Source organism: Arcticibacter svalbardensis MN12-7 (assembly GCF_000403135.1).
GTDB classification, from domain to species: domain Bacteria; phylum Bacteroidota; class Bacteroidia; order Sphingobacteriales; family Sphingobacteriaceae; genus Arcticibacter; species Arcticibacter svalbardensis.
Window position 1 is genome coordinate 107,096 of record NZ_AQPN01000079.1, and the last position, 18,144, is coordinate 125,239.

Annotated in this window: 22 protein-coding genes and 1 pseudogene; 9 read left to right on the forward strand and 14 right to left on the reverse strand. The window is 38.7% G+C overall.

Annotated elements, in window-relative coordinates:
- Positions 1–13: 13 nt before the first annotated feature.
- A complete protein-coding gene (gene galE / locus ADIARSV_RS10415) occupies positions 14–1,042 on the reverse strand; it encodes a UDP-glucose 4-epimerase GalE (protein ID WP_016195469.1) in 1,029 nt (342 codons plus the stop codon).
- Between the two features lie 2 nt (positions 1,043–1,044).
- On the reverse strand, positions 1,045–2,034 hold the full coding sequence (locus ADIARSV_RS10420; protein WP_016195470.1) for a UDP-glucuronic acid decarboxylase family protein: 990 nt from the start codon (positions 2,032–2,034) through the stop codon (positions 1,045–1,047).
- A gap of 134 nt (positions 2,035–2,168) precedes the next feature.
- Here ADIARSV_RS10420 and ADIARSV_RS10425 point away from each other — a divergent pair, with 134 nt between their 5' ends.
- Complete coding sequence (locus ADIARSV_RS10425; RefSeq protein ID WP_016195471.1) at positions 2,169–3,446, forward strand: 3-deoxy-D-manno-octulosonic acid transferase; 1,278 nt, start codon at positions 2,169–2,171, stop codon at positions 3,444–3,446.
- Here ADIARSV_RS10425 and hemH read toward each other — a convergent pair.
- The 3 genes from hemH to ADIARSV_RS10440 are packed head-to-tail and all read right to left on the reverse strand — an operon-like array spanning position 3,415 to position 5,997.
- Complete coding sequence (hemH, locus tag ADIARSV_RS10430; RefSeq protein ID WP_016195472.1) at positions 3,415–4,428, reverse strand: ferrochelatase; 1,014 nt, start codon at positions 4,426–4,428, stop codon at positions 3,415–3,417. The genes ADIARSV_RS10425 and hemH overlap by 32 nt on opposite strands.
- Before the next feature lie 38 nt (positions 4,429–4,466).
- Entirely contained in the window at positions 4,467–5,135 is a 669-nt protein-coding gene (locus tag ADIARSV_RS10435) for a fatty acid desaturase (RefSeq protein WP_016195473.1), read from the reverse strand.
- A gap of 13 nt (positions 5,136–5,148) precedes the next feature.
- Entirely contained in the window at positions 5,149–5,997 is an 849-nt protein-coding gene (locus tag ADIARSV_RS10440; RefSeq protein WP_016195474.1) for a 4-hydroxy-3-methylbut-2-enyl diphosphate reductase, read from the reverse strand.
- 132 nt (positions 5,998–6,129) lie between these two features.
- Between ADIARSV_RS10440 and ADIARSV_RS22150 the strand changes: the two genes are divergently transcribed.
- The 3 genes from ADIARSV_RS22150 (at position 6,130) to ADIARSV_RS23195 (ending at position 7,191) form a co-directional block, all read left to right on the forward strand.
- Positions 6,130–6,312 (forward strand): hypothetical protein, encoded by a 183-nt coding sequence (locus ADIARSV_RS22150; RefSeq protein WP_016195475.1) that lies wholly within the window; start codon positions 6,130–6,132, stop codon positions 6,310–6,312.
- A 320-nt stretch (positions 6,313–6,632) separates the two neighbouring features.
- On the forward strand, positions 6,633–6,812 hold the full coding sequence (locus ADIARSV_RS10450) for a hypothetical protein (RefSeq protein WP_016195476.1): 180 nt from the start codon (positions 6,633–6,635) through the stop codon (positions 6,810–6,812).
- A 220-nt stretch (positions 6,813–7,032) separates the two neighbouring features.
- Positions 7,033–7,191 carry a DUF6169 family protein gene (locus ADIARSV_RS23195; protein ID WP_394331150.1) on the forward strand — a complete coding sequence of 53 codons (159 nt, stop codon included), beginning with the start codon at positions 7,033–7,035 and terminating at the stop codon, positions 7,189–7,191.
- Here ADIARSV_RS23195 and ADIARSV_RS10455 read toward each other — a convergent pair.
- From ADIARSV_RS10455 to panB, 7 genes and pseudogenes are all read right to left on the reverse strand, one after another.
- A complete protein-coding gene (locus ADIARSV_RS10455) occupies positions 7,174–7,530 on the reverse strand; it encodes a helix-turn-helix domain-containing protein (protein WP_016195477.1) in 357 nt (118 codons plus the stop codon). The genes ADIARSV_RS23195 and ADIARSV_RS10455 overlap by 18 nt on opposite strands.
- A 3-nt stretch (positions 7,531–7,533) precedes the next feature.
- A pseudogene (locus ADIARSV_RS22850) lies at positions 7,534–7,629 on the reverse strand (type II toxin-antitoxin system HigB family toxin); the annotation flags it as partial.
- A 345-nt stretch (positions 7,630–7,974) separates the two neighbouring features.
- Positions 7,975–8,607 (reverse strand): carotenoid biosynthesis protein, encoded by a 633-nt coding sequence (locus tag ADIARSV_RS10460; RefSeq protein ID WP_040299728.1) that lies wholly within the window; start codon positions 8,605–8,607, stop codon positions 7,975–7,977.
- Positions 8,604–9,695: a glycosyltransferase gene (locus tag ADIARSV_RS10465; protein WP_040299730.1), complete on the reverse strand. Its 1,092-nt coding sequence runs from the start codon at positions 9,693–9,695 to the stop codon at positions 8,604–8,606. The genes ADIARSV_RS10460 and ADIARSV_RS10465 overlap by 4 nt, the downstream gene beginning before the upstream one ends.
- Before the next feature lie 3 nt (positions 9,696–9,698).
- Complete coding sequence (locus ADIARSV_RS10470) at positions 9,699–10,310, reverse strand: lysophospholipid acyltransferase family protein (RefSeq protein ID WP_016195480.1); 612 nt, start codon at positions 10,308–10,310, stop codon at positions 9,699–9,701.
- Positions 10,311–10,363: 53 nt separating this feature from the next.
- Positions 10,364–11,083, reverse strand: coding sequence for an RluA family pseudouridine synthase (locus ADIARSV_RS10475; RefSeq protein WP_016195481.1), 720 nt, complete (start codon positions 11,081–11,083; stop codon positions 10,364–10,366).
- 8 nt (positions 11,084–11,091) lie between these two features.
- The gene (gene panB / locus ADIARSV_RS10480) at positions 11,092–11,907 is read right to left on the reverse strand and encodes a 3-methyl-2-oxobutanoate hydroxymethyltransferase (RefSeq protein ID WP_016195482.1); all 816 of its coding nucleotides are present in this window, start codon (positions 11,905–11,907) and stop codon (positions 11,092–11,094) included.
- A gap of 81 nt (positions 11,908–11,988) precedes the next feature.
- Between panB and ADIARSV_RS10485 the strand changes: the two genes are divergently transcribed.
- The 5 genes from ADIARSV_RS10485 to ADIARSV_RS10505 all read left to right on the forward strand — a co-directional run bounded on the left by ADIARSV_RS10485 (position 11,989) and on the right by ADIARSV_RS10505 (position 15,694).
- On the forward strand, positions 11,989–12,210 hold the full coding sequence (locus ADIARSV_RS10485; protein ID WP_016195483.1) for a hypothetical protein: 222 nt from the start codon (positions 11,989–11,991) through the stop codon (positions 12,208–12,210).
- A gap of 1 nt (position 12,211) precedes the next feature.
- The gene (carA, locus tag ADIARSV_RS10490; RefSeq protein WP_016195484.1) at positions 12,212–13,324 is read left to right on the forward strand and encodes a glutamine-hydrolyzing carbamoyl-phosphate synthase small subunit; all 1,113 of its coding nucleotides are present in this window, start codon (positions 12,212–12,214) and stop codon (positions 13,322–13,324) included.
- 183 nt (positions 13,325–13,507) lie between these two features.
- Positions 13,508–14,803, forward strand: a complete 1,296-nt coding sequence (gene eno, locus ADIARSV_RS10495) for a phosphopyruvate hydratase (RefSeq protein ID WP_016195485.1) — start codon at positions 13,508–13,510, stop codon at positions 14,801–14,803.
- An 80-nt stretch (positions 14,804–14,883) separates the two neighbouring features.
- Entirely contained in the window at positions 14,884–15,186 is a 303-nt protein-coding gene (locus ADIARSV_RS10500) for an FtsB family cell division protein (protein WP_016195486.1), read from the forward strand.
- A 25-nt stretch (positions 15,187–15,211) separates the two neighbouring features.
- The gene (locus tag ADIARSV_RS10505; protein WP_040299735.1) at positions 15,212–15,694 is read left to right on the forward strand and encodes a hypothetical protein; all 483 of its coding nucleotides are present in this window, start codon (positions 15,212–15,214) and stop codon (positions 15,692–15,694) included.
- Positions 15,695–15,918: 224 nt separating this feature from the next.
- Here the strand turns inward: ADIARSV_RS10505 and ADIARSV_RS10510 are convergent, their stop codons facing one another.
- Positions 15,919–16,974 carry a hypothetical protein gene (locus tag ADIARSV_RS10510; protein ID WP_016195488.1) on the reverse strand — a complete coding sequence of 352 codons (1,056 nt, stop codon included), beginning with the start codon at positions 16,972–16,974 and terminating at the stop codon, positions 15,919–15,921.
- Between the two features lie 104 nt (positions 16,975–17,078).
- The gene (locus ADIARSV_RS10515; RefSeq protein ID WP_016195489.1) at positions 17,079–18,002 is read right to left on the reverse strand and encodes a hypothetical protein; all 924 of its coding nucleotides are present in this window, start codon (positions 18,000–18,002) and stop codon (positions 17,079–17,081) included.
- Between the last annotated feature and the right edge of the window lie 142 nt (positions 18,003–18,144).

The following is an 18,144-nucleotide window of genomic DNA, read 5'->3' on the forward strand; positions in this document are numbered from 1 at the left end:
GTACTTCTAATCCTTATTTAATTGGATTCTCTTTGATATAATTTTCCCAAGCCCAAGCAGATCGCATCATCTCATCCAAATCAAGCTCCGCTTTCCAGTTAAGCTCCGAATTTACCTTCGTAACATCACCCCACACTTGCTCAATATCTCCACCTCTGCGTGCACCAATTTTATAATCAAGCTTTACACCTGTACTCTTTTCAAAAGCAGCTATAACCTGTAATACGGAGCTACCAGTACCGGTGCCTACATTGAAAACCTCGTAGTCACTTGCCATCTTCCCATCTTCCTGATATTTCAAAGCAGCTAGATGAGCTTTAGCTAAATCAACTACATGGATATAATCGCGTACACAACTACCATCCGCTGTGTTATAATCATCACCATAAACCGTAATAGCACCACGTTTTCCAATTGCACTCTGTGTGATAAAAGGAACCAGGTTCTGAGGCACTCCTATAGGAAGTTCCCCAATTAACGCAGATGCATGAGCACCAACCGGATTAAAATAACGTAGTGATATGATATGATAGTTCTTATTTACTTTCGCTATATCCGTCAGAATCTCTTCAGCAATTTGCTTTGTATTACCATAAGGCGACTCTGCCTTTTTTATTGGCGCATCTTCAGTTACCGGCAACACATCTGGCTGACCGTAAACCGTACAAGAAGATGAAAATACAAAATTGATATCCCTACCTGCAAATGCGGTTAACAGATTTAAAAGCGAAAAGAAGTTGTTCCTGTAATATTTCAGGGGTAAGCTTACCGATTCGCCAACGGCTTTATGTGCCGCAAAATGAATCACTCCGGTAATTTCAGGATGCGCAGCGATAAAATCTTTTACCAATTGCTCTTCACCCAGATCAAGCTCATGAAATTCAGGTTTGATACCCGAAACGCTTGTTATCTGATCTAATATTCCAATACTTGAATTATCCAGATTATCTACAATAATCACTTCATAACCAGCCTGCTGAAGTGCAACAACCGTATGCGAACCAATATAGCCAGTCCCACCGGTTACTAATATCTTACTCATGTTTATTTATTATACGTCGTGAAATCTTTATGTTCTATTTTCTCAATGACATCCGTTGGCAAGGATTTAAAATATTCGTAGGTAATTTTCAAACCTTCAGCACGAGATACCTTAGGCTCCCAGTTTAACAATTTCCTTGCTTTGGTAATATCCGGGCGACGTTGTCTAGGATCATCTGTTGGTAATGGTCTCAAAACCAACTTTTGGGTAGTACCAGTCAGCTTAATAATTTCCTCACCAAATTCAAGAATTGTAATTTCATCCGGATTACCAATATTTACCGGGTAAGAGTAATCGGAAAACAACAAGCGAAAAATCCCTTCAATCAGATCATCTACATAACAGAATGAACGGGTTTGTGATCCGTCACCAAATACAGTAAGATCTTCTCCACGGATAGCCTGTCCGATGAAAGCAGGTAATACCCGACCATCATTCAGACGCATACGAGGGCCATATGTATTGAAAATTCGTACGATACGGGTTTCAACACCATGGAAGGTATGGTAAGCCATTGTTATAGCCTCTTGAAAGCGTTTTGCTTCATCATAAACCCCACGTGGACCAACTGGATTCACATTTCCCCAGTACTCTTCAGGCTGTGGATTACAATTCGGGTCACCATATACTTCCGATGTAGAAGCAATCAGCATCCTCGCATTTTTTGCTTTAGCCAATCCAAGCAAGTTATGTGTTCCTAAAGATCCAACTTTGAGGGTTTGAATAGGAATTTTCAAATAGTCTATCGGGCTTGCCGGTGATGCAAAATGGAGGATATAATCCAGCTGTCCCGGTATATGCACATAATTGGATACATCATGATGATAGAACTCAAAGTTCTCCAGCTTAAACAAATGTTCAATATTTCGCAGGTCACCGGTAATCAGGTTATCCATTGCAATCACGTGAAAATCTTCCTGAACAAATCTGTCACATAAATGCGAACCTAAAAATCCAGCCGCTCCGGTTATTAAAATACGTTTTCTTGCCATTCTTCTTTTAATGCTTATTTTTTTAACTATTGATTCTACTAAATACTTCGATCTTGGATATCAATTCGAGCGTTTTACTGATATGCTTTAATAAAAACAGTATTTTCGCAGCAAATTAACACTCAGAACATCACATGTTATTCCTGTACAATATTGGCATTCAACTTTTCAAATTCCTACTAGGTGTAGTACAAGCTTTCAACCCCACTGCCAAACTTTGGCTTAAAGGTAGAAAAAACTTGTTTCAAAAGATGAAAGAAGAAGTCAAAACTGGAAAACAACATATTTGGTTTCATTTTGCCTCTCTCGGCGAGTTCGAACAAGGGAGACCAGTGCTTGAAAAAACGAAAATAGATTTTCCTGAATATCCCATAGTAGTGACCTTCTTTTCTCCTTCCGGATATGAATTGCGGAAGAATTACGCATTAGCGGACCATGTATACTACCTTCCTCTGGATACCAAAAGGAACGCACAGCGCTTCATAGAAATTTTCAATCCTAAACTGGCTGTATTTACCAAGTATGAATATTGGTATCACTTTTATAATGAACTGTTTAAGGCAGAAATACCCATTCTCGTTATTTCCGCCTTATTCCGAAAAGAACTGGTCTTTTATAAATGGTATGGAGGTCTGCACCGCTCTATTTTACATCGTGTAACCCAGTTTTTCGTACAAGATCAAGCAAGCGTAACGATCTTGAAAACGATTGGCATTACGCAGGTTACTATTGGTGGCGACACCCGCTTTGACCGTGTAGCAGAAAATGCAACCAATCCTGCACAATTTCAGCTAGTAAAAGATTTCTGTGCCGGAAATCCTGTTTTTGTTGCAGGAAGCACCTGGTCTCCTGATGAAAACCTGCTTGCAGTGGTCATTAAAAAGTACCCGAACTGGAAATTTATTATTGCTCCTCATGAAATTAAGCCAGAGAAAATTAAGGCATTGGAAAGCCTTCTTCCCGCAGAGAGTTTTATGAGATACTCCACTTTAAAAAACAACCCTCAATCTCCTGTTTTTACTAAAAAAGATCAGGTATTGATCATCGACAATATAGGCATGTTGTCCTCCCTTTACCAGTACGGTCAGATCGCCTACATTGGTGGAGGATTTGGTGTGGGCATCCACAATACACTTGAGGCTGCTGCTTTCGGCATCCCTGTACTATTCGGTCCCAACTATCAGAAGTTCCTTGAAGCCCGAACGCTGATTGAAAAGAAGGCAGGTTTTAGCATCAGCACAGAAAATGAACTTCTTGCGGTCATGGACGATCTTCAGGATAACAGTTACCGTGCACAGAGCGGAATCATTGCAAAAAACTATGTCATGCAAGGAAAAGGCGCAACTGCCGCCATTCTATCCTATATGCATGAACACGTGTTTACTGTTTTACCAACTTCTCCAGAACGTTAATCCATGCCGGATTGTCGTTTAAACTTTCCACTAACTGTAATCGTTCCCCTCCAAGAGCCTTAAATTCAAGTCCGTACTCTTCTGTAATTTCATAAAGCGTTTCTAAACAATCCGCTACAAAAGCAGGACTAAAAACCAACAAACTTTTCGTTCCAGCTTTTCCCAACTCATCAATAACCTCTGTAGTGTACGGTTTCACCCAAGGATTTTTCCCCAATCTGGACTGGAAAGAAATCGTATATTTTTCTTTTGGAATATTCAGCTTAGCCGCTAGAAGGCGTGCTGTATGATGGCATTGCGCTGAATAACAAAACTTATTGACATCGGTTAGAGCGGAACAACAATCTGCAGATTGCAGACAATGGCTTTTTGAATTATCCGTTTTAATCAGCTGGCGTTGCGGTAAACCATGAAAGCTAAACAGGATATGGTCAAAAGTTTCAGGTTTATACTTTAAAGCGTTGGCTGCAAAAACATCAATCATTCCCGGTTCATCATGAAAAGAATTCAGGAATGAAATATCAGGAATTGCCTGCCATTTACTCACAATCTCCATCACTTTTTGATGAACAGATCCGGTAGAGGCCGAAGCATATTGCGGAAACAAAGGAATCACCCGAATGCTCTTTACATCGGCAGCTTTTAACTTATCAAGCGCCGATTGGATAGATGGATTTTGATACCGCATCCCCATTTCTACCTGGTACTCCTCACCCAATTGGGCCTGTAAAAGGTCGGTCATGAGCTTCGTGTAATACAGCAAAGGGGAACCTTTTTCGCTCCAAACCTTCTTGTAAATTTTTGCCGATTTAGGTCCCCTGAAAGGAACGATAATTCCCTTTACCAGTAATGTTCGATTTAATTGGGGAATGTCGATCACCCGCTCATCCATTAAAAACTCATCCAGATACCGCCGTACATCTTTTACCGAAGGGCTATCCGGAGTACCCAGATTGACCAATAAAACACCTTGTTTACTCATAGAATTTTGTAAAGCAAATATAGCGATTCTCCTGATTTTTATTTCATCTGCCAGAGCTTCCACCACGGTATTGCAGGCCATTCATGATGTTCATAATGGTATCCAAAAAAGTAACAGGAGAAAAAACCAACTAAGTGATTCTTTTTTAAAGAGCAGGAATGGTGTACATTGTCATGATCACCATGATGAGGGATCCAGGTGCCGAAAGTAAAGAGTTGCAGGGTGCTCAACAATGCTGGTGCTACCCAAAATAATAATAAATTAGATTCTGGTATCCAGATATTTAGCACATTAAAAGCAATGGCCATAAATACAATTTGCATAACAGACATATACTCTTTCATAAAGCTAAAATACCAGCTCAGGTATGTGCCGTCATGATAATCAGGGTCCTGATCGGAATGCACATAACGATGATGCTCATGATGTTTTTTGAGCAATTTGTTAAATGAAAAAGCAGCGTAAAGAGCGGTGCAAATCTGACCAATGATGCTATTAAATTTACCTGAGGAAGACACAGTTCCATGCATCGCATCGTGGGCAGTAATAAAGAGGCCGGTATACAAATGCATTTGTACCAGTACCATCAGGTACACCAAAGGATTACTCCATGAAAAATCCCATCGCAATAAAAACACTAATGAAACGCACCAGGAAGCGATCACTATGAATGCCACCAGTATGCCATAATTAGATGCCTGTTTCATAACCTGATCCTGATTAGAAACTTTCCAATGTACTTTTAACCTTTTCCATCAGCCACATCGGTGTGGAGGTTGCACCACAGATGCCAATTTTATCACCCGGACTAAACGTATTAATATCCAGATCCTCTGCCTGTGATATAAAATAAGTGTTCGGATTATATTTCAAACACACTTCATACAACACCTTCCCATTCGATGATTTTTTCCCTGATACAAAAATGATCTTATCAAAGTTGGTTACAAAACTTTCCAAATCCTCATTTCTGTTTGATACCTGCCTGCAAATCGTATCATTTGCTTTCACATCGTATCCGCGGTTTATAAGTTCCTCTTTTATCTGATAAAATTTCTCAGTGCTCTTTGTAGTCTGGCTGTATAACGTAAATTTTGCAGGAAGATCAACATGATCCAGTTCAGAGATATCCTGAAATACCAGTGCTTCATTATTAGTTTGTCCCTGAAGACCAATCACTTCAGCATGCCCATGTTTGCCAAAAATTAATATAGGTTCCTTTTCTTCATGAGTAGTCTTAATCCGGTTTTGAAGTTTTAAAACAACCGGACAAGAAGCATCAATTAAGGTAATATTATTTTTAAGTGCAGTACGATAAGTATCTGGAGCCTCACCATGAGCACGGATCAGCACCTTTTCGCCTTGCAGATTTTCCAGATCTTCATGCGCAATAATCTTAAGCCCTTTGGCTTTTAACCTTTCCACTTCTTCATCATTATGCACAATATCACCCAGGCAATATAAGTAGCCGTCTTCGGCCAAAATTTCTTCTGCCATGTCTATAGCGTATACTACGCCAAAGCAAAATCCCGAATTTCCGTCTATTGTTACCTGAAGATTGTAGCTCATCATATGTTAAACACAAAAATAAGAAATTGTTTCTATTTGGCAGCTAGCTTGTTGATGGTAAATTGTTGGAAGATTTAATAATTAAATCGTAAAAGGTATTTATTCGTTTGACTTGCTAAAATCTACCGCTTCATGGGCAAAGAAGAGGTAAATTACAAAACCGTACTTGGTTCTTCCGATGAGGCTTCTTTTACTGTAAAGTACACGGAGACGCTTCCCCAAGGAGACTGGATGGCTAGCAGCTATACTGCCGGAGACTGGAAATCATGTTCAGCTCCTATAGGCGACGATGCCAAACAAGTGAAGTCACTTTGAAAATCTAAAGACATCTGGGTAAGAAGGACTTTTAATGTTGCCAGTCCGGCTATTATCAATGAACTATTGTTAAAGATAACCATGATGACAATATCGAAGTGTATCTAAACGGGAAAAAGGTGTATAGCAAAATCGTATTGAAGACTGCTTTATAAATATCACCCCGAGATTTTCACCTGATTTACCATGAGAACTCTTTCTGACAAGCATATATTAATTACCATTTGCTTGCTTGACCTCATTACTCATTTGATCGTTCAGCACTTCGGATGTAAATAACAATAAATTATTTCATTTGCATACAGATGGTTATATTCGTTATGATCAGTGGTAATGTAATAAAACTTCAAATGATGTCAATTAAAAAAATTGTTATATTCCCAACCAATACTAAGGCTATTGCTTTCTTTAATGAAATGGCGGATAAAAAAACGGAAATTTTTAAAAAAATTGATAATATCACTTTAGTCCGTCAAATCACTCAAAAAAAGGAAAAATAGTTTGAATGATACTGGTTATTACTCATTCCTTAAAATTGAGGATGAGACCGACACATTTTATCAATTCATCACCGCGAATAATGTTGTTTACACTGTCTATTTTAAAATAGATGAGTATTCCGATTATGTTGATCACTATCCTTTATTATTACAATAAGGTTATGCATTCGGCTTCCGACAACAGAAATATGAAGATGATGTAAGAAACGGAAGTGATAAAATCGTCTTTTCTACGATCTATAAAATCATCTCAGATTTTTTTGCTGACAAAGGCAAAGAGACCATCCTATTGTATCATAGCGACACTAGTGATGGTAGACACCACAGCAGAAACAGACTTTTTAATTCTTGGACAAAAAATTTAATAGGCCTGAATTAATATATCTGTTGGTATATTTAAGCTTACATTAAGTTTTCTAATCATCTCAATAGTAAGCTTTCTTTTTCTATTTAAGATCTCACTTACCCTGCTCTGAAGACCAATTACTTTAGCCAAATCATTTTGAGTATAGCCTAGTTGCTCCATCCTATATTTTATTGCCTCAATCGGATCAGGATAACCGATTTTAATGTGCTGATTTTCATAAGCCTCTATTAAAACACCTAAAATTTCCAATTCATCACCTTCCGGAATTCCATGGATAGAGTCAAAAATTATTTCAAGACGAGCTATTGCGTTGCTATAATCCTTTTCTGTTTTTATTGGTTTAATATTCATAGCTTAAATTCTAGTTGCATCAATTTTATCGTATTCAGCATGTGTTCCTACAAACCTAACCCATACCATTTGGTATGCATAATTTATTTTAACAATGAGCCTGTAGTGATTTCATATATCCCAGAATGGGAAATAAAAAACACGAAAAATGGATATACAATACGAGTGGATACTTGGAAAGGCATCCTCAATATAAAATTAATATTATGATCTGCATCCCGCGTAGAAGTCAGCTCTATAGCTCAACCGCTACTCCCTCCTTCTTACTTCGCTGCTCGTTCGACAAAAACGCTGTTTTATCGAAGCACCAAGCCAGCACGAGCGAACAACCAACGAACAAGCAACCCATATTTCCCCAAGCGGTTTCCTACCTGGTACAAAGGGAATAATACTCCAATTAATAGAAAACTGGAGATCTAAACTAACCCATCCCGTTCATTTTCCTCAGCCCCAAACACGTAACACAAAGAAGAAAACAAACTGCACAACGAAATACGTAACAGCAGCCGAATTCTGCTTTTTAAAGTCCATTTTATAAAACAAAGCCAATAACAAAGCAGAGAAAATAAACCAGACTACATAGTTTTGCAAAGGAATCACAGCAGGATCCCAGCTCCAATAATCAAATTGAATAGCAACAGGCTCAATCAGATAATCGAGCAAGGTTACCATTGAAGCTCCAAGTACTAAAAAAACATAAATATTCCGAATACGAAGCGAAGACAGCAACATGCCAGCAGAGTAGATGACCAAAATCCAGTTTACACCTATCATGAGCGGTGTACCAGCAACTTTGATCCCCAATGTGGCACCATAAAAGTAGCTTCCAAAAACCAGTCCGGTTTGTGTTCCAACTAATTCAATCAAAAAACCGGCAACATAGATCTGCAGAAAAAATAGCCAAAAGAATCTGTTTTTTGCAGGCTGACTGATCATCATCAGCAACAGCATGAGCAGCAAATGATAAGGCACCAGAGCTTTAAATAAATTAATATATGGCGGATAAAGAAAGCCGCCAAGGCCTACTGTAAAAAACAGTACAACCAACCAGGCACAAATCCTTTGTGTTGCTTTCATTGTTTGATAGTCCTCCCCTTCCAGGTTATTGTTTTGCTCAAGTATTTCTGCACAGAGAGGATGGCGATGAAAAGCAGTGTAGCCATTTGAAAGGGATGGAGCAACACATTCCATAACGCATGTTGCCCGCTTAACAGAGAAATCATCACACGACTTAAGATGATTAGCGTCAAGGCAAACATAAATAGGTGAAAAGGAAGGTAGGAGGCAATAAACAGTGGTCCGATCATCACCAGCATCAGATAACAAATTAACGCACCAATATTTTTATTAAAGCCGGCCAACAGATTTTTACTAAATCCGTTTATCCCTTCTTCATAACTTTTATACATGCGGCATGAAATATAGCCATTTGCCAGTAAGGCCTCGGCATTGTACCGGTAAGTTTTAATCAGTTTAATCAGTTCGATATCTTCCAGGACTTTGTCCTTTACCTGGGCATGCCAGGAATGATGATGGTATAAGGCACTTTCAAACAACATAAACTGGCCGCTTGCAGCTGCAAAAGCAGAATTTTTAGAAATCCGCACCAGCCGTAACGGAAGCAGATTGAGCAAAATGAAGTGCATTAAAGGAACAACCATCCTTTCGCCGATACTTCCCATAATTTGGTTGGTAAACAGACTTAAAAGGGCAAGCTTTCCTAGCTTCATCCGGTGTAATACACTATTTATCAATCCCTCTTTGATTTGCGTATCGGCATCAATAAAGAGCAAATATTTCCCTTTGGCTAATTTACTGAGCTGGTGACAGGCATAGTTTTTCCCCAACCATCCATCCGGCAATTTATTTCCTTTGAATACTTTGAAACGGTCGTCAAGTAGGGCATATTCCGTACAGAGATTGAAAGTGGCATCGGTAGACTGATCATCCAGTATTAAAATTTCGAGATTTTGATAGGACTGATTGCTGATCGATTGAAGTAATGCTTCAATACGCCCTTCCTCATTGCGCGCAGGTATTAATATGGAAACCAAATCGTTGTATTTCCTTGATGATGACGGCAGTTTAGGGTTAGAAATAAAATTAAACAGGGTAACTGCGAATCGTATAATTAAGAAGAAGAAAATAATATAAAAAACAAGCATTGATTAGACGATAATACGGCTTTGCACTTGCCGCGAGTGTTCATAATGTTTATTATAGGCACTTTTAATTAATTGCAGACTTGTAAACTCTGCTCCTTCCCAATTTTGCAGATAACTAGTTATAGTTGGTTTACGATTCTCAAAGTAATCAACGAAGGAAGCTGAAAAAACGTATTGAAAAGTTTTATTGGATGAATTTATAAGGTTCATCAGCCCTTTTTCAAAGATCACTTCCTTGGCAGTACCTGAATGTAATTTGCCTTGTGGAAAGATAAGAACCAGGTTATTGGGATCATTAAGCAGCTGCCCGGCATACTCCAATGAACGGACCATACTGCGGGAATGTTTTTTCACCGGAAATGCTCCCAGATACTTCAGGAACCATACCTTTTTGTAGTTCTCCTCGGTAACCATGACATAAAAAGTTTTCCGGTAATGGATCCGGTTAACCTGATACATCATAAATCCATCCCACCAGGAAAAATGATTAGCCAACAGCAAAATAGAACGATCTTTTTGAAAGGGTTCCCGATTAAAGGAAAACTTTAAAAAATCTTTTTTTATTATCGAGCTGATATACCAGGTAAAGAATGATTTAACCAGTGACTTGTACATAGAATCAGGTTCAAGCCGGTAATATAGCTGTTTTTGAAGTTTATTCCTAAAGTTTAAATAAGGTGTTCGAATTTTTCCCAAAAACCATCGTGTGGTAAGGGGGCAATAATGTCTACAGGCTCATTTTTTACCGGGTGAATAAACTGAAGTCTACGGGCATGCAGGGCAATTGTCTTCCTTAAACTTCCTCTGGGATAGCCGTATTTATTGTCGCCAACAATAGGGCAGTCCAGGGTAGATAGTTGTACTCTGATTTGGTGCGGGCGACCTGTTAAAGGGTCTACTTCAATTAAATAGTAGCCTCCCATTTCGCCAATGAGTTTATAGTTGAGTTCAGATCGCAAGCTTCCCGGAACTTCTTCGTTATAAGCTTTGGTAACGTTCTTCTGTGGGTTTTTAATGAGCCAGTGTACCAGGTTTCCTGATTCGGGAACGGGTCTGTTGCGTACAACGGCAAGGTAGGTTTTGTTCATGAGGCGCGACTTGAACAAGGCATTTACCCGCTCGAGCGCTTTACTGGTGCGGGCAAACAGAATCACTCCGCTTACAGGTCTGTCCAGCCGGTGCACTACCCCTAAAAAGGCCTTATTGGGCTTATGATATTTGAGGGCAATGTATTTTGCAACCTTTTCATCCAGAGATTCGTCTCCGGTATCATCTACCTGAACAATATCTCCTGCCCTTTTATTCACCGCAACGAGATGGTTATCTTCGAATAAGACATCCTTTTCTGTTACATCATGATTGATATATAAATTATCAGCTTTACCCATTTATCACCTTAATATTGTTCTTTCTCGTTGGGAAAGTCACTCGATTTTACATCACTAATATACGCCTTTACAGCACCACTCATTACCTCATAGAGATTAGCATATTGACGAAGAAAACGAGGTTTAAATCCCTTGTTCAGTCCTAACATATCATGAATAACGAGTACCTGTCCATCGCATGCATTTCCGGCGCCGATACCAATAGTAGGAATTTTAAGACTTGCAGTAGCTTGAGCAGCCAGCGAAGCTGGTATTTTTTCAAGTACTACACCAAAACAACCAGCTTCCTGTAAGACTAAAACGTCCTGCAACAGTTTATAAGCTTCAGCTTCTTCCTTTGCCCTTACGGTGTAGGTGCCGAATTTATGAATAGATTGAGGAGTTAAACCGAGATGACCCATAACAGGGATACCTGCAGTAATGATGCGTTCGATAGATTCTCTTATTTCTTCGCCACCTTCGAGTTTTACAGCATGTGCACCCGATTCCTTCATGATCCGAATGGCTGAATTCAGAGCCTCTTTGGAGTTACCCTGGTAGGTTCCAAAAGGAAGGTCGACTACCACGAGGCAACGTGTAGCTGCCCGTACGACAGATGCCGCATGATAAATCATCTGATCAAGAGTGATTGGCAATGTAGTTTCATGTCCGGCCATTACATTAGAAGCGGAGTCTCCTACAAGGATCACGTCTATGCCTGCTTCGTCCACAACTTTGGCCATAGAATAATCATAAGCAGTAAGCATGGAGATCCTTTCGCCCCTTGATTTCATCTCATGCAGGGTATTGGTGGTAATACGTTTTATCTGTGTATGCACTGACATCGTTTTGTCTGAATTGATAATATGCGCAAATGTAGAAAGTATAGTGGATTAATTGGCAATTAATTTATACCTTTGACCCCTGTGAAAATTGAAGTGACCTACTTCAGTATGTTGTACTCTGAATCCGGAAAATCTTTCGGGAGTTTTAAGCTTTTTCATTTTTTTACCGATTTACTAAATCAAGGTTATGCAGAGAAAGATTTCATTCTGGCATATGGCCCCGGTGCAGAGAATCTCTACTACGAATGGACGAATGCGCTATTAAACGAAAAGCAACAAATAAATTTATACGATATTAATTGACATGATCAACTACATCAAACTACCTGCTGTGCTCCTTTTAGAGGATGGAACGGTATACCACGGCAAGGCAGCCGGAAAGATTGGCACAACCACCGGGGAGATTTGTTTTAATACAGGTATGACTGGTTATCAGGAAATCTTTACGGATCCTTCCTATTTTGGCCAGATTATGGTTACGACCAATGCCCACATAGGAAACTATGGCGTGAATTCGGAAGAAATTGAATCGGGTGATATTAAGATCGCTGGATTGGTTTGTAAGAATTTCAATATCGCTTACAGCCGGAAACAATCGGACAAGTCTATTCAGGATTATTTTCAGGAAGAGAATGTTGTAGGGATTTCCGATGTGGATACCCGTTCTCTGGTTCGTCACATTCGTGATAAGGGAGCAATGAATGCAATCATATCATCAGAAGTGTTGGACATTGAGGAATTAAAAAAAACGCTTGCTGCGATTCCATCTATGGATGGTTTGGAGCTTGCTTCGCTGGTAAGTACCAAAGAACCGTATTACTATGGAAATGAAGGTGCTAAACATCGGGTGGCTGTTTTGGATCTGGGTGTTAAGAAAAATATTCTGCGCAACTTTGACCACCGTGATGTTTATGCTAAAATATTTCCGGCAAAGACTTCTTTTGAAGAAATGGAGAAATGGGCACCGGACGGATATTTCATATCGAATGGCCCCGGCGATCCCTCTTCTATGCCTTATGCCATTGAAACGGTAAAAAATGTACTATCGGCTGATAAACCTTTATTTGGTATTTGTCTGGGACATCAGTTACTGGCACTTGCTAATGACATCCGGACGATGAAAATGTTTAATGGTCACCGTGGTTTAAATCATCCGGTTAAAAATATTATTATCGATCATTGCGAAGTGACATCACAGAATCATGGATTCGGTGTAATTCAGGAAGATGTTCGTAATTCGGATCTGGTAGAGATTACCCATCTGAATCTGAACGATAATTCAATTGAAGGAATAAGGGTAAAAGGTAAAAAGGCCTTTTCGGTACAGTATCACCCTGAATCGTCTCCCGGTCCGCATGATTCACGCTATCTGTTTGATCAGTTTATAGATTCAATGATTCCGGAAACGGCTATCTAATAACAAAACCCGTTGATGTAAGATCGGCGGGTTTTTTTGTTTAAAATCACTATTTTTTGTAACATATGTTATTATCGGTGTTTTAAAAAACATTACTTTTGCGATTAATCCTGCTTAATGTAATAAGCTACGCAGAACACGATATAACCAAATCAGGTAAATAAAACTAATAATAAAAATCAAATGAGCTTAATTTTAGATGTACATGCCCGCCAGATTCTTGACTCAAGGGGTAATCCGACAGTTGAAGTAGATGTAATTACTGAAAACGGTGCTATGGGACGCGCAGCGGTACCTTCAGGAGCCTCTACTGGTCAGTTTGAAGCGATTGAATTACGTGACAATGATAAAAGCAAATACATGGGTAAAGGCGTTTTAAAAGCGGTTGCCAATGTAAATGAAAAATTAGCCAAAGAATTACAGGGTATCGACGTTTTTGAACAAAACGTAATTGATAAACTGATGAATGAAATCGATGGAACAGACAATAAAGGTTCTATGGGTGCAAATGCAATTCTTGGTGTATCTCTTGCTGTTGCTAAAGCTGCTGCAATTGAAAGCCGTCAACCTCTTTACCGTTACGTTGGTGGTGTAAATGCAAATACACTTCCTATTCCGATGATGAACATCATGAATGGTGGTGCTCATGCTGATAACAAGATTGATTTTCAGGAATTCATGATCATGCCAGTTGGTGCTGATACTTTTTCTGAAGCATTGAGAATGGGTACTGAAGTTTTCCATACTTTGAAATCTGTACTTAAGAAAAAAGGTTATTCTACTAACGTAGGTGACGAAGGTGGATTCGCTCCGGAAATACAGAGCAATGAAGAAGCTATTGAAACTGTGATCAGTGCAATCGAAGCTGCAGGTTACAAACCAGGTGAAGATATCTTTATTTCTATGGATGCTGCTAGTTCTGAAATGTTCGATGAAGCTACACAGACTTACAGCTTTTACAAATCAAACCCAGGTAAAACATTCAGCAGTGATGATATGGTTGCTTACTGGGCTGACTGGGCTTCTAAATACCCTATTCTTTCTCTTGAAGATGGTTTAGCTGAAACTGACTGGGCTGGATGGGAAAAATTAACTCAGGCTTTAGGTAAGAAAATTCAGTTAGTAGGTGATGATTTGTTCGTTACTAACGTTAAATTCCTTCAAAGAGGTATTGATACTAACGTAGCTAACTCTATCCTGGTAAAGGTTAACCAAATCGGTTCTTTATCTGAAACTATTAATGCAGTTACAATGGCACAGAATAGTGGTTATACTACTGTAATGAGTCACCGTTCTGGAGAAACTGAAGATGTAACTATTGCTGATCTTGCTGTAGCACTTAACTGTGGTCAGATCAAAACTGGTTCTGCTTCACGTTCAGATAGGATTGCAAAATACAATCAGTTGATCCGTATTGAAGAAGAATTAGGTTCTACTGCACGTTTCATCGGAAGAGACTTTAAGTTTCTAAAGAAGTAAAATACTGATTTTTTAAATTATTATTTTTAATTGAGCATCCCGTATGATAATCATACGGGATGTTTCTATATTTGTACTAGATGAAGCAAATATTACATCTGTTCAGCAATAAATATTTTCTTTCTGCAATGGTATTTGCAGGATGGATGCTATTTTTTGATCGGAACGATCTGATATCGCAATATGACTACAGAACAGAGCTAACCAAACTTCAGGAAGAAAAGGATTTTTATACGTTTGAAATTGAACGTGTAAAAAAGACGTTGGATGAGTTGACTACAAATCAGGCTATGCTTGAGAAATTCGCACGTGAAAAATACCTCATGAAAAAAGAGAATGAGGATGTTTATGTGATCATTCCGGAAAGTCCGAAAGAGAAATAGGTATATCTATTAAACCTTATTTACATTGAATCCGTTATTTAAGATCTGTTTTACGCTTACAATAGCTTTATTGCTGTGCGGAAAACAATTGGCAATAGCGCAAAATGTTGCTGATTCGCAAAACGATGTCATTGTTCTGAATGATAATACGCCCATAAAAAGAAATACTTCGCTGAATTACATTGGAGAGATAAAAGGTCGCTCTTATATTAAAGTTGTATTGAATCCTTCTCTAACGGATGGGTTAGAGTCTAATTCAGCAAGTAGGATTATTTTGGTTAAAGGAACGTGTTATGAGGCTGCGTCGGGTAACACCTTTTTTATGAGCGGAGACTTCAATTCGCAGACAAGAATATGGCACCTGAAGTGTGTGAATAGTAAAAAGCAGACGATCTATACTTTTCAGGGAAGGGAGAATTATGAGGGGACTATTGAGGGTTCTTTTAAAGCGAAAGGAGGAAGTCTGGCTTTCTATCTCTTTAAAAAGGATGATTATAATTCGTTGTAATTTCTTTGAGTTTGTTTATAGTTTCATTGGTTTTATTAACGCGATGCAGGTTGTACTATATGTTATAAATCGCCACTTCGCTTAGTTGAAGCGAGATATTTGCAGGACTAGCTTTCCTATTTATTATCTCCTTAATGGTTGATTTTCATATTATAAATTTCTGCTCTTTTCTTAGAAATCACTCGGCGGAAAGGAATGCAAGGGTTGGCTATCCGGATTTTTTATTATAAATCGCCACTTCGCTTTCTTAGAAACCATTCGATGGAAAGGAATGCGATAATAAGGAAGAATAATGCTTTTTTATTAATGAGTTCGACATAGCTTGAATCAGCGTAAGATATTGTTTTAACCATCTCGCTTTTGTTGATAGCGTTAAATAGTTGATTCAATTGATCGGGAGAAAACATTTCTGCTCCACTCTCTTTTGAGAGCTGACTTAAGAGATGATGATTGGCTTTGGTTTCTTGAAGCTCCAGTTGATTTTCTGTGATCAGAATTCGACCTTCTGCGGTATAGGATTGACTTCCTATGTTTGTTGTTGCCTGATATACATATTCGCCGACTGGTAAAAAACCTGCATCTAAGGTATAAGACTTATTTATTCTGGAAAATAGAAATGAAAATACCTGCTTTTTATTGTTACTGATTGTAAGGGGTACATCCGGACTGTTTATAAGCTCGTAGGCGTCATTATAAAGTTCGGCATTCAATATGACCCGCTCATTTTCGTTAAAGGTTTTCTGAGCGGTATATACCCTAAATTTTCGTTTATCTACATCGGCTAACAGGTACTGTACCGACTTACTGAGTAACTGATCGATGCTAGCCGTGTTTCCATAGGTGTTAAAGGACTGTAACCGCCATTTCCAGATTCCTTCTCCGGCAAGCACAGCGGTCTTTGGTTTGGCATCGACAGAAAAACTTAAAAGTGGATTTGTGACCGGGTTGCCCGTTTGCTGGAACAGCAGGTCAACATGATTCCCTTTAAACTGAACATTGGAAAAAGGAATTAAAAGCGGACCATATTGCTTGAGCTGATCTTTTAGACTGTCGGCCATTACAAAAGAGGAAAAGGAAGGATTTAAAACGGCTGTAACTTCTCTTAATTGGCCGTTTGAATTGACCTTCAGCAAATTTTGATGATTGGAAAACTGATTTAGATTGCTCTGGGCACCTAGAATGAAGAATATTGGTTTATCCTTAATCTGGTTCATCAAAGTACTTACAGGCTGAGTAAGAGAAGGAAGCTGATGTAAAATAACCAGATCAGCTTTTTCCAATACGCTACTATTGATAGCTTGAGCATATTCAACCTGTACTTCAAAGCTTTTAATTGTTTCAAGTGCTTGTTTAATAGCACTAATATCAGGATGCGGCGAGTTGGCTACCAGGAGTATATTTTTTTTGTTTCCTCTATCCTGATGTAAAAATCCTGCTGATTATTATTTTTAGACAGTTCATTGTTTACCGGATCGATCGCTACGGTATACTTTTTAATTCCTGGTTTATCGGAAGGAAGGATTACAGGAATATTAACTTGATAATCATTGGAATTGATGTCGAGATCTTTTTTAGATAATGTAGTGTTATTGCTTCGAACAGTTATTCTGCTTTTCAGTCCTTTACTTTGATAGGCTGCCGCCTGAACTTCTATTTGGAAATCATTTCCGGATTGAACGGTCTCGTTATAATTTACGTTTGCAATCAAAAGATCTTTCTTAGGAATAGTATCTCCAAGGGCAATACTATAAATTGGTGCTTTAATTGAGAGTGCTGCCTCTTGGGGGTCTCCTCCCCGATTATATAGACCATCACTTGCAAGAATTATAGCTCCAATGTTTCTGCCCGCATATTGATTCCTGATGAAGCTGAAAAGGGATGATATATCAGTGCTTTTATCGTTGAAATTAAGGGAATAACCAGGTCGTGTAGTACTGCCTAGCAATAGCGTGTCTATTTGATATTTTTGAGACAGGCGCTTATAAAATTCATCCATTTGCTTTTGATATTTTGCAAACTGGAATCCGGCTGGTGCTGAGGTTTTGAGAGAGGTAGAATTATCCTGCACGAGAATTAAGACAGGTTTTTCAAGTTTGAAACTATTAAGCTTAAGGAGAGGGGCAAAAAGAAGGAAGGTAATGAGTGCGACACTGACCGTCCGGAGTGAGAAATAGAGATATTGAGGGACGGTTGAGGTTATCCGCTTTTTACCATACAATAAGTACGCATATCCTAACCCTAAAAGGATACTGGCTAATAACCCTAAAAAATGAGATGTATTAAATTCCAAAGGCAAATGAAATAGCATATTTACTACTATGTAAATATGCTATTTTTAATTCAAATTATGACATGCCTTCGTTAACTGAAAGGGGCTGGTCTTTATAAGAATTAATTGTTTTAATTTCTTATTAAGACTTGCCTCAGTCAATTCAAATGACTTGACATTA

Excerpts from the sequence above, each read along its gene's own strand:
- hemH (WP_016195472.1), bottom strand. The coding sequence starts at position 4,428 with ATGAGTAAACAAGGTGTTTTATTGGTCAATCTGGGTACTCCGGATAGC.
- ADIARSV_RS10500 (WP_016195486.1), top strand. The coding sequence starts at position 14,884 with ATGAAGCAAATATTACATCTGTTCAGCAATAAATATTTTCTTTCTGCA.
- ADIARSV_RS10470 (WP_016195480.1), bottom strand. The coding sequence starts at position 10,310 with ATGTACAAGTCACTGGTTAAATCATTCTTTACCTGGTATATCAGCTCG.
- panB (WP_016195482.1), bottom strand. The coding sequence starts at position 11,907 with ATGTCAGTGCATACACAGATAAAACGTATTACCACCAATACCCTGCAT.
- ADIARSV_RS10425 (WP_016195471.1), top strand. The coding sequence starts at position 2,169 with ATGTTATTCCTGTACAATATTGGCATTCAACTTTTCAAATTCCTACTA.
- eno (WP_016195485.1), top strand. The coding sequence starts at position 13,508 with ATGAGCTTAATTTTAGATGTACATGCCCGCCAGATTCTTGACTCAAGG.
- ADIARSV_RS10435 (WP_016195473.1), bottom strand. The coding sequence starts at position 5,135 with ATGAAACAGGCATCTAATTATGGCATACTGGTGGCATTCATAGTGATC.
- carA (WP_016195484.1), top strand. The coding sequence starts at position 12,212 with ATGATCAACTACATCAAACTACCTGCTGTGCTCCTTTTAGAGGATGGA.
- ADIARSV_RS22150 (WP_016195475.1), top strand. The coding sequence starts at position 6,130 with ATGGGCAAAGAAGAGGTAAATTACAAAACCGTACTTGGTTCTTCCGAT.
- galE (WP_016195469.1), bottom strand. The coding sequence starts at position 1,042 with ATGAGTAAGATATTAGTAACCGGTGGGACTGGCTATATTGGTTCGCAT.
- ADIARSV_RS10460 (WP_040299728.1), bottom strand. The coding sequence starts at position 8,607 with ATGAAAGCAACACAAAGGATTTGTGCCTGGTTGGTTGTACTGTTTTTT.
- ADIARSV_RS10420 (WP_016195470.1), bottom strand. The coding sequence starts at position 2,034 with ATGGCAAGAAAACGTATTTTAATAACCGGAGCGGCTGGATTTTTAGGT.
- ADIARSV_RS10475 (WP_016195481.1), bottom strand. The coding sequence starts at position 11,083 with ATGGGTAAAGCTGATAATTTATATATCAATCATGATGTAACAGAAAAG.
- ADIARSV_RS10515 (WP_016195489.1), bottom strand. The coding sequence starts at position 18,002 with ATGCTATTTCATTTGCCTTTGGAATTTAATACATCTCATTTTTTAGGG.
- ADIARSV_RS10440 (WP_016195474.1), bottom strand. The coding sequence starts at position 5,997 with ATGAGCTACAATCTTCAGGTAACAATAGACGGAAATTCGGGATTTTGC.
- ADIARSV_RS10465 (WP_040299730.1), bottom strand. The coding sequence starts at position 9,695 with ATGCTTGTTTTTTATATTATTTTCTTCTTCTTAATTATACGATTCGCA.
- ADIARSV_RS10455 (WP_016195477.1), bottom strand. The coding sequence starts at position 7,530 with ATGAATATTAAACCAATAAAAACAGAAAAGGATTATAGCAACGCAATA.
- ADIARSV_RS10450 (WP_016195476.1), top strand. The coding sequence starts at position 6,633 with ATGATCAGTGGTAATGTAATAAAACTTCAAATGATGTCAATTAAAAAA.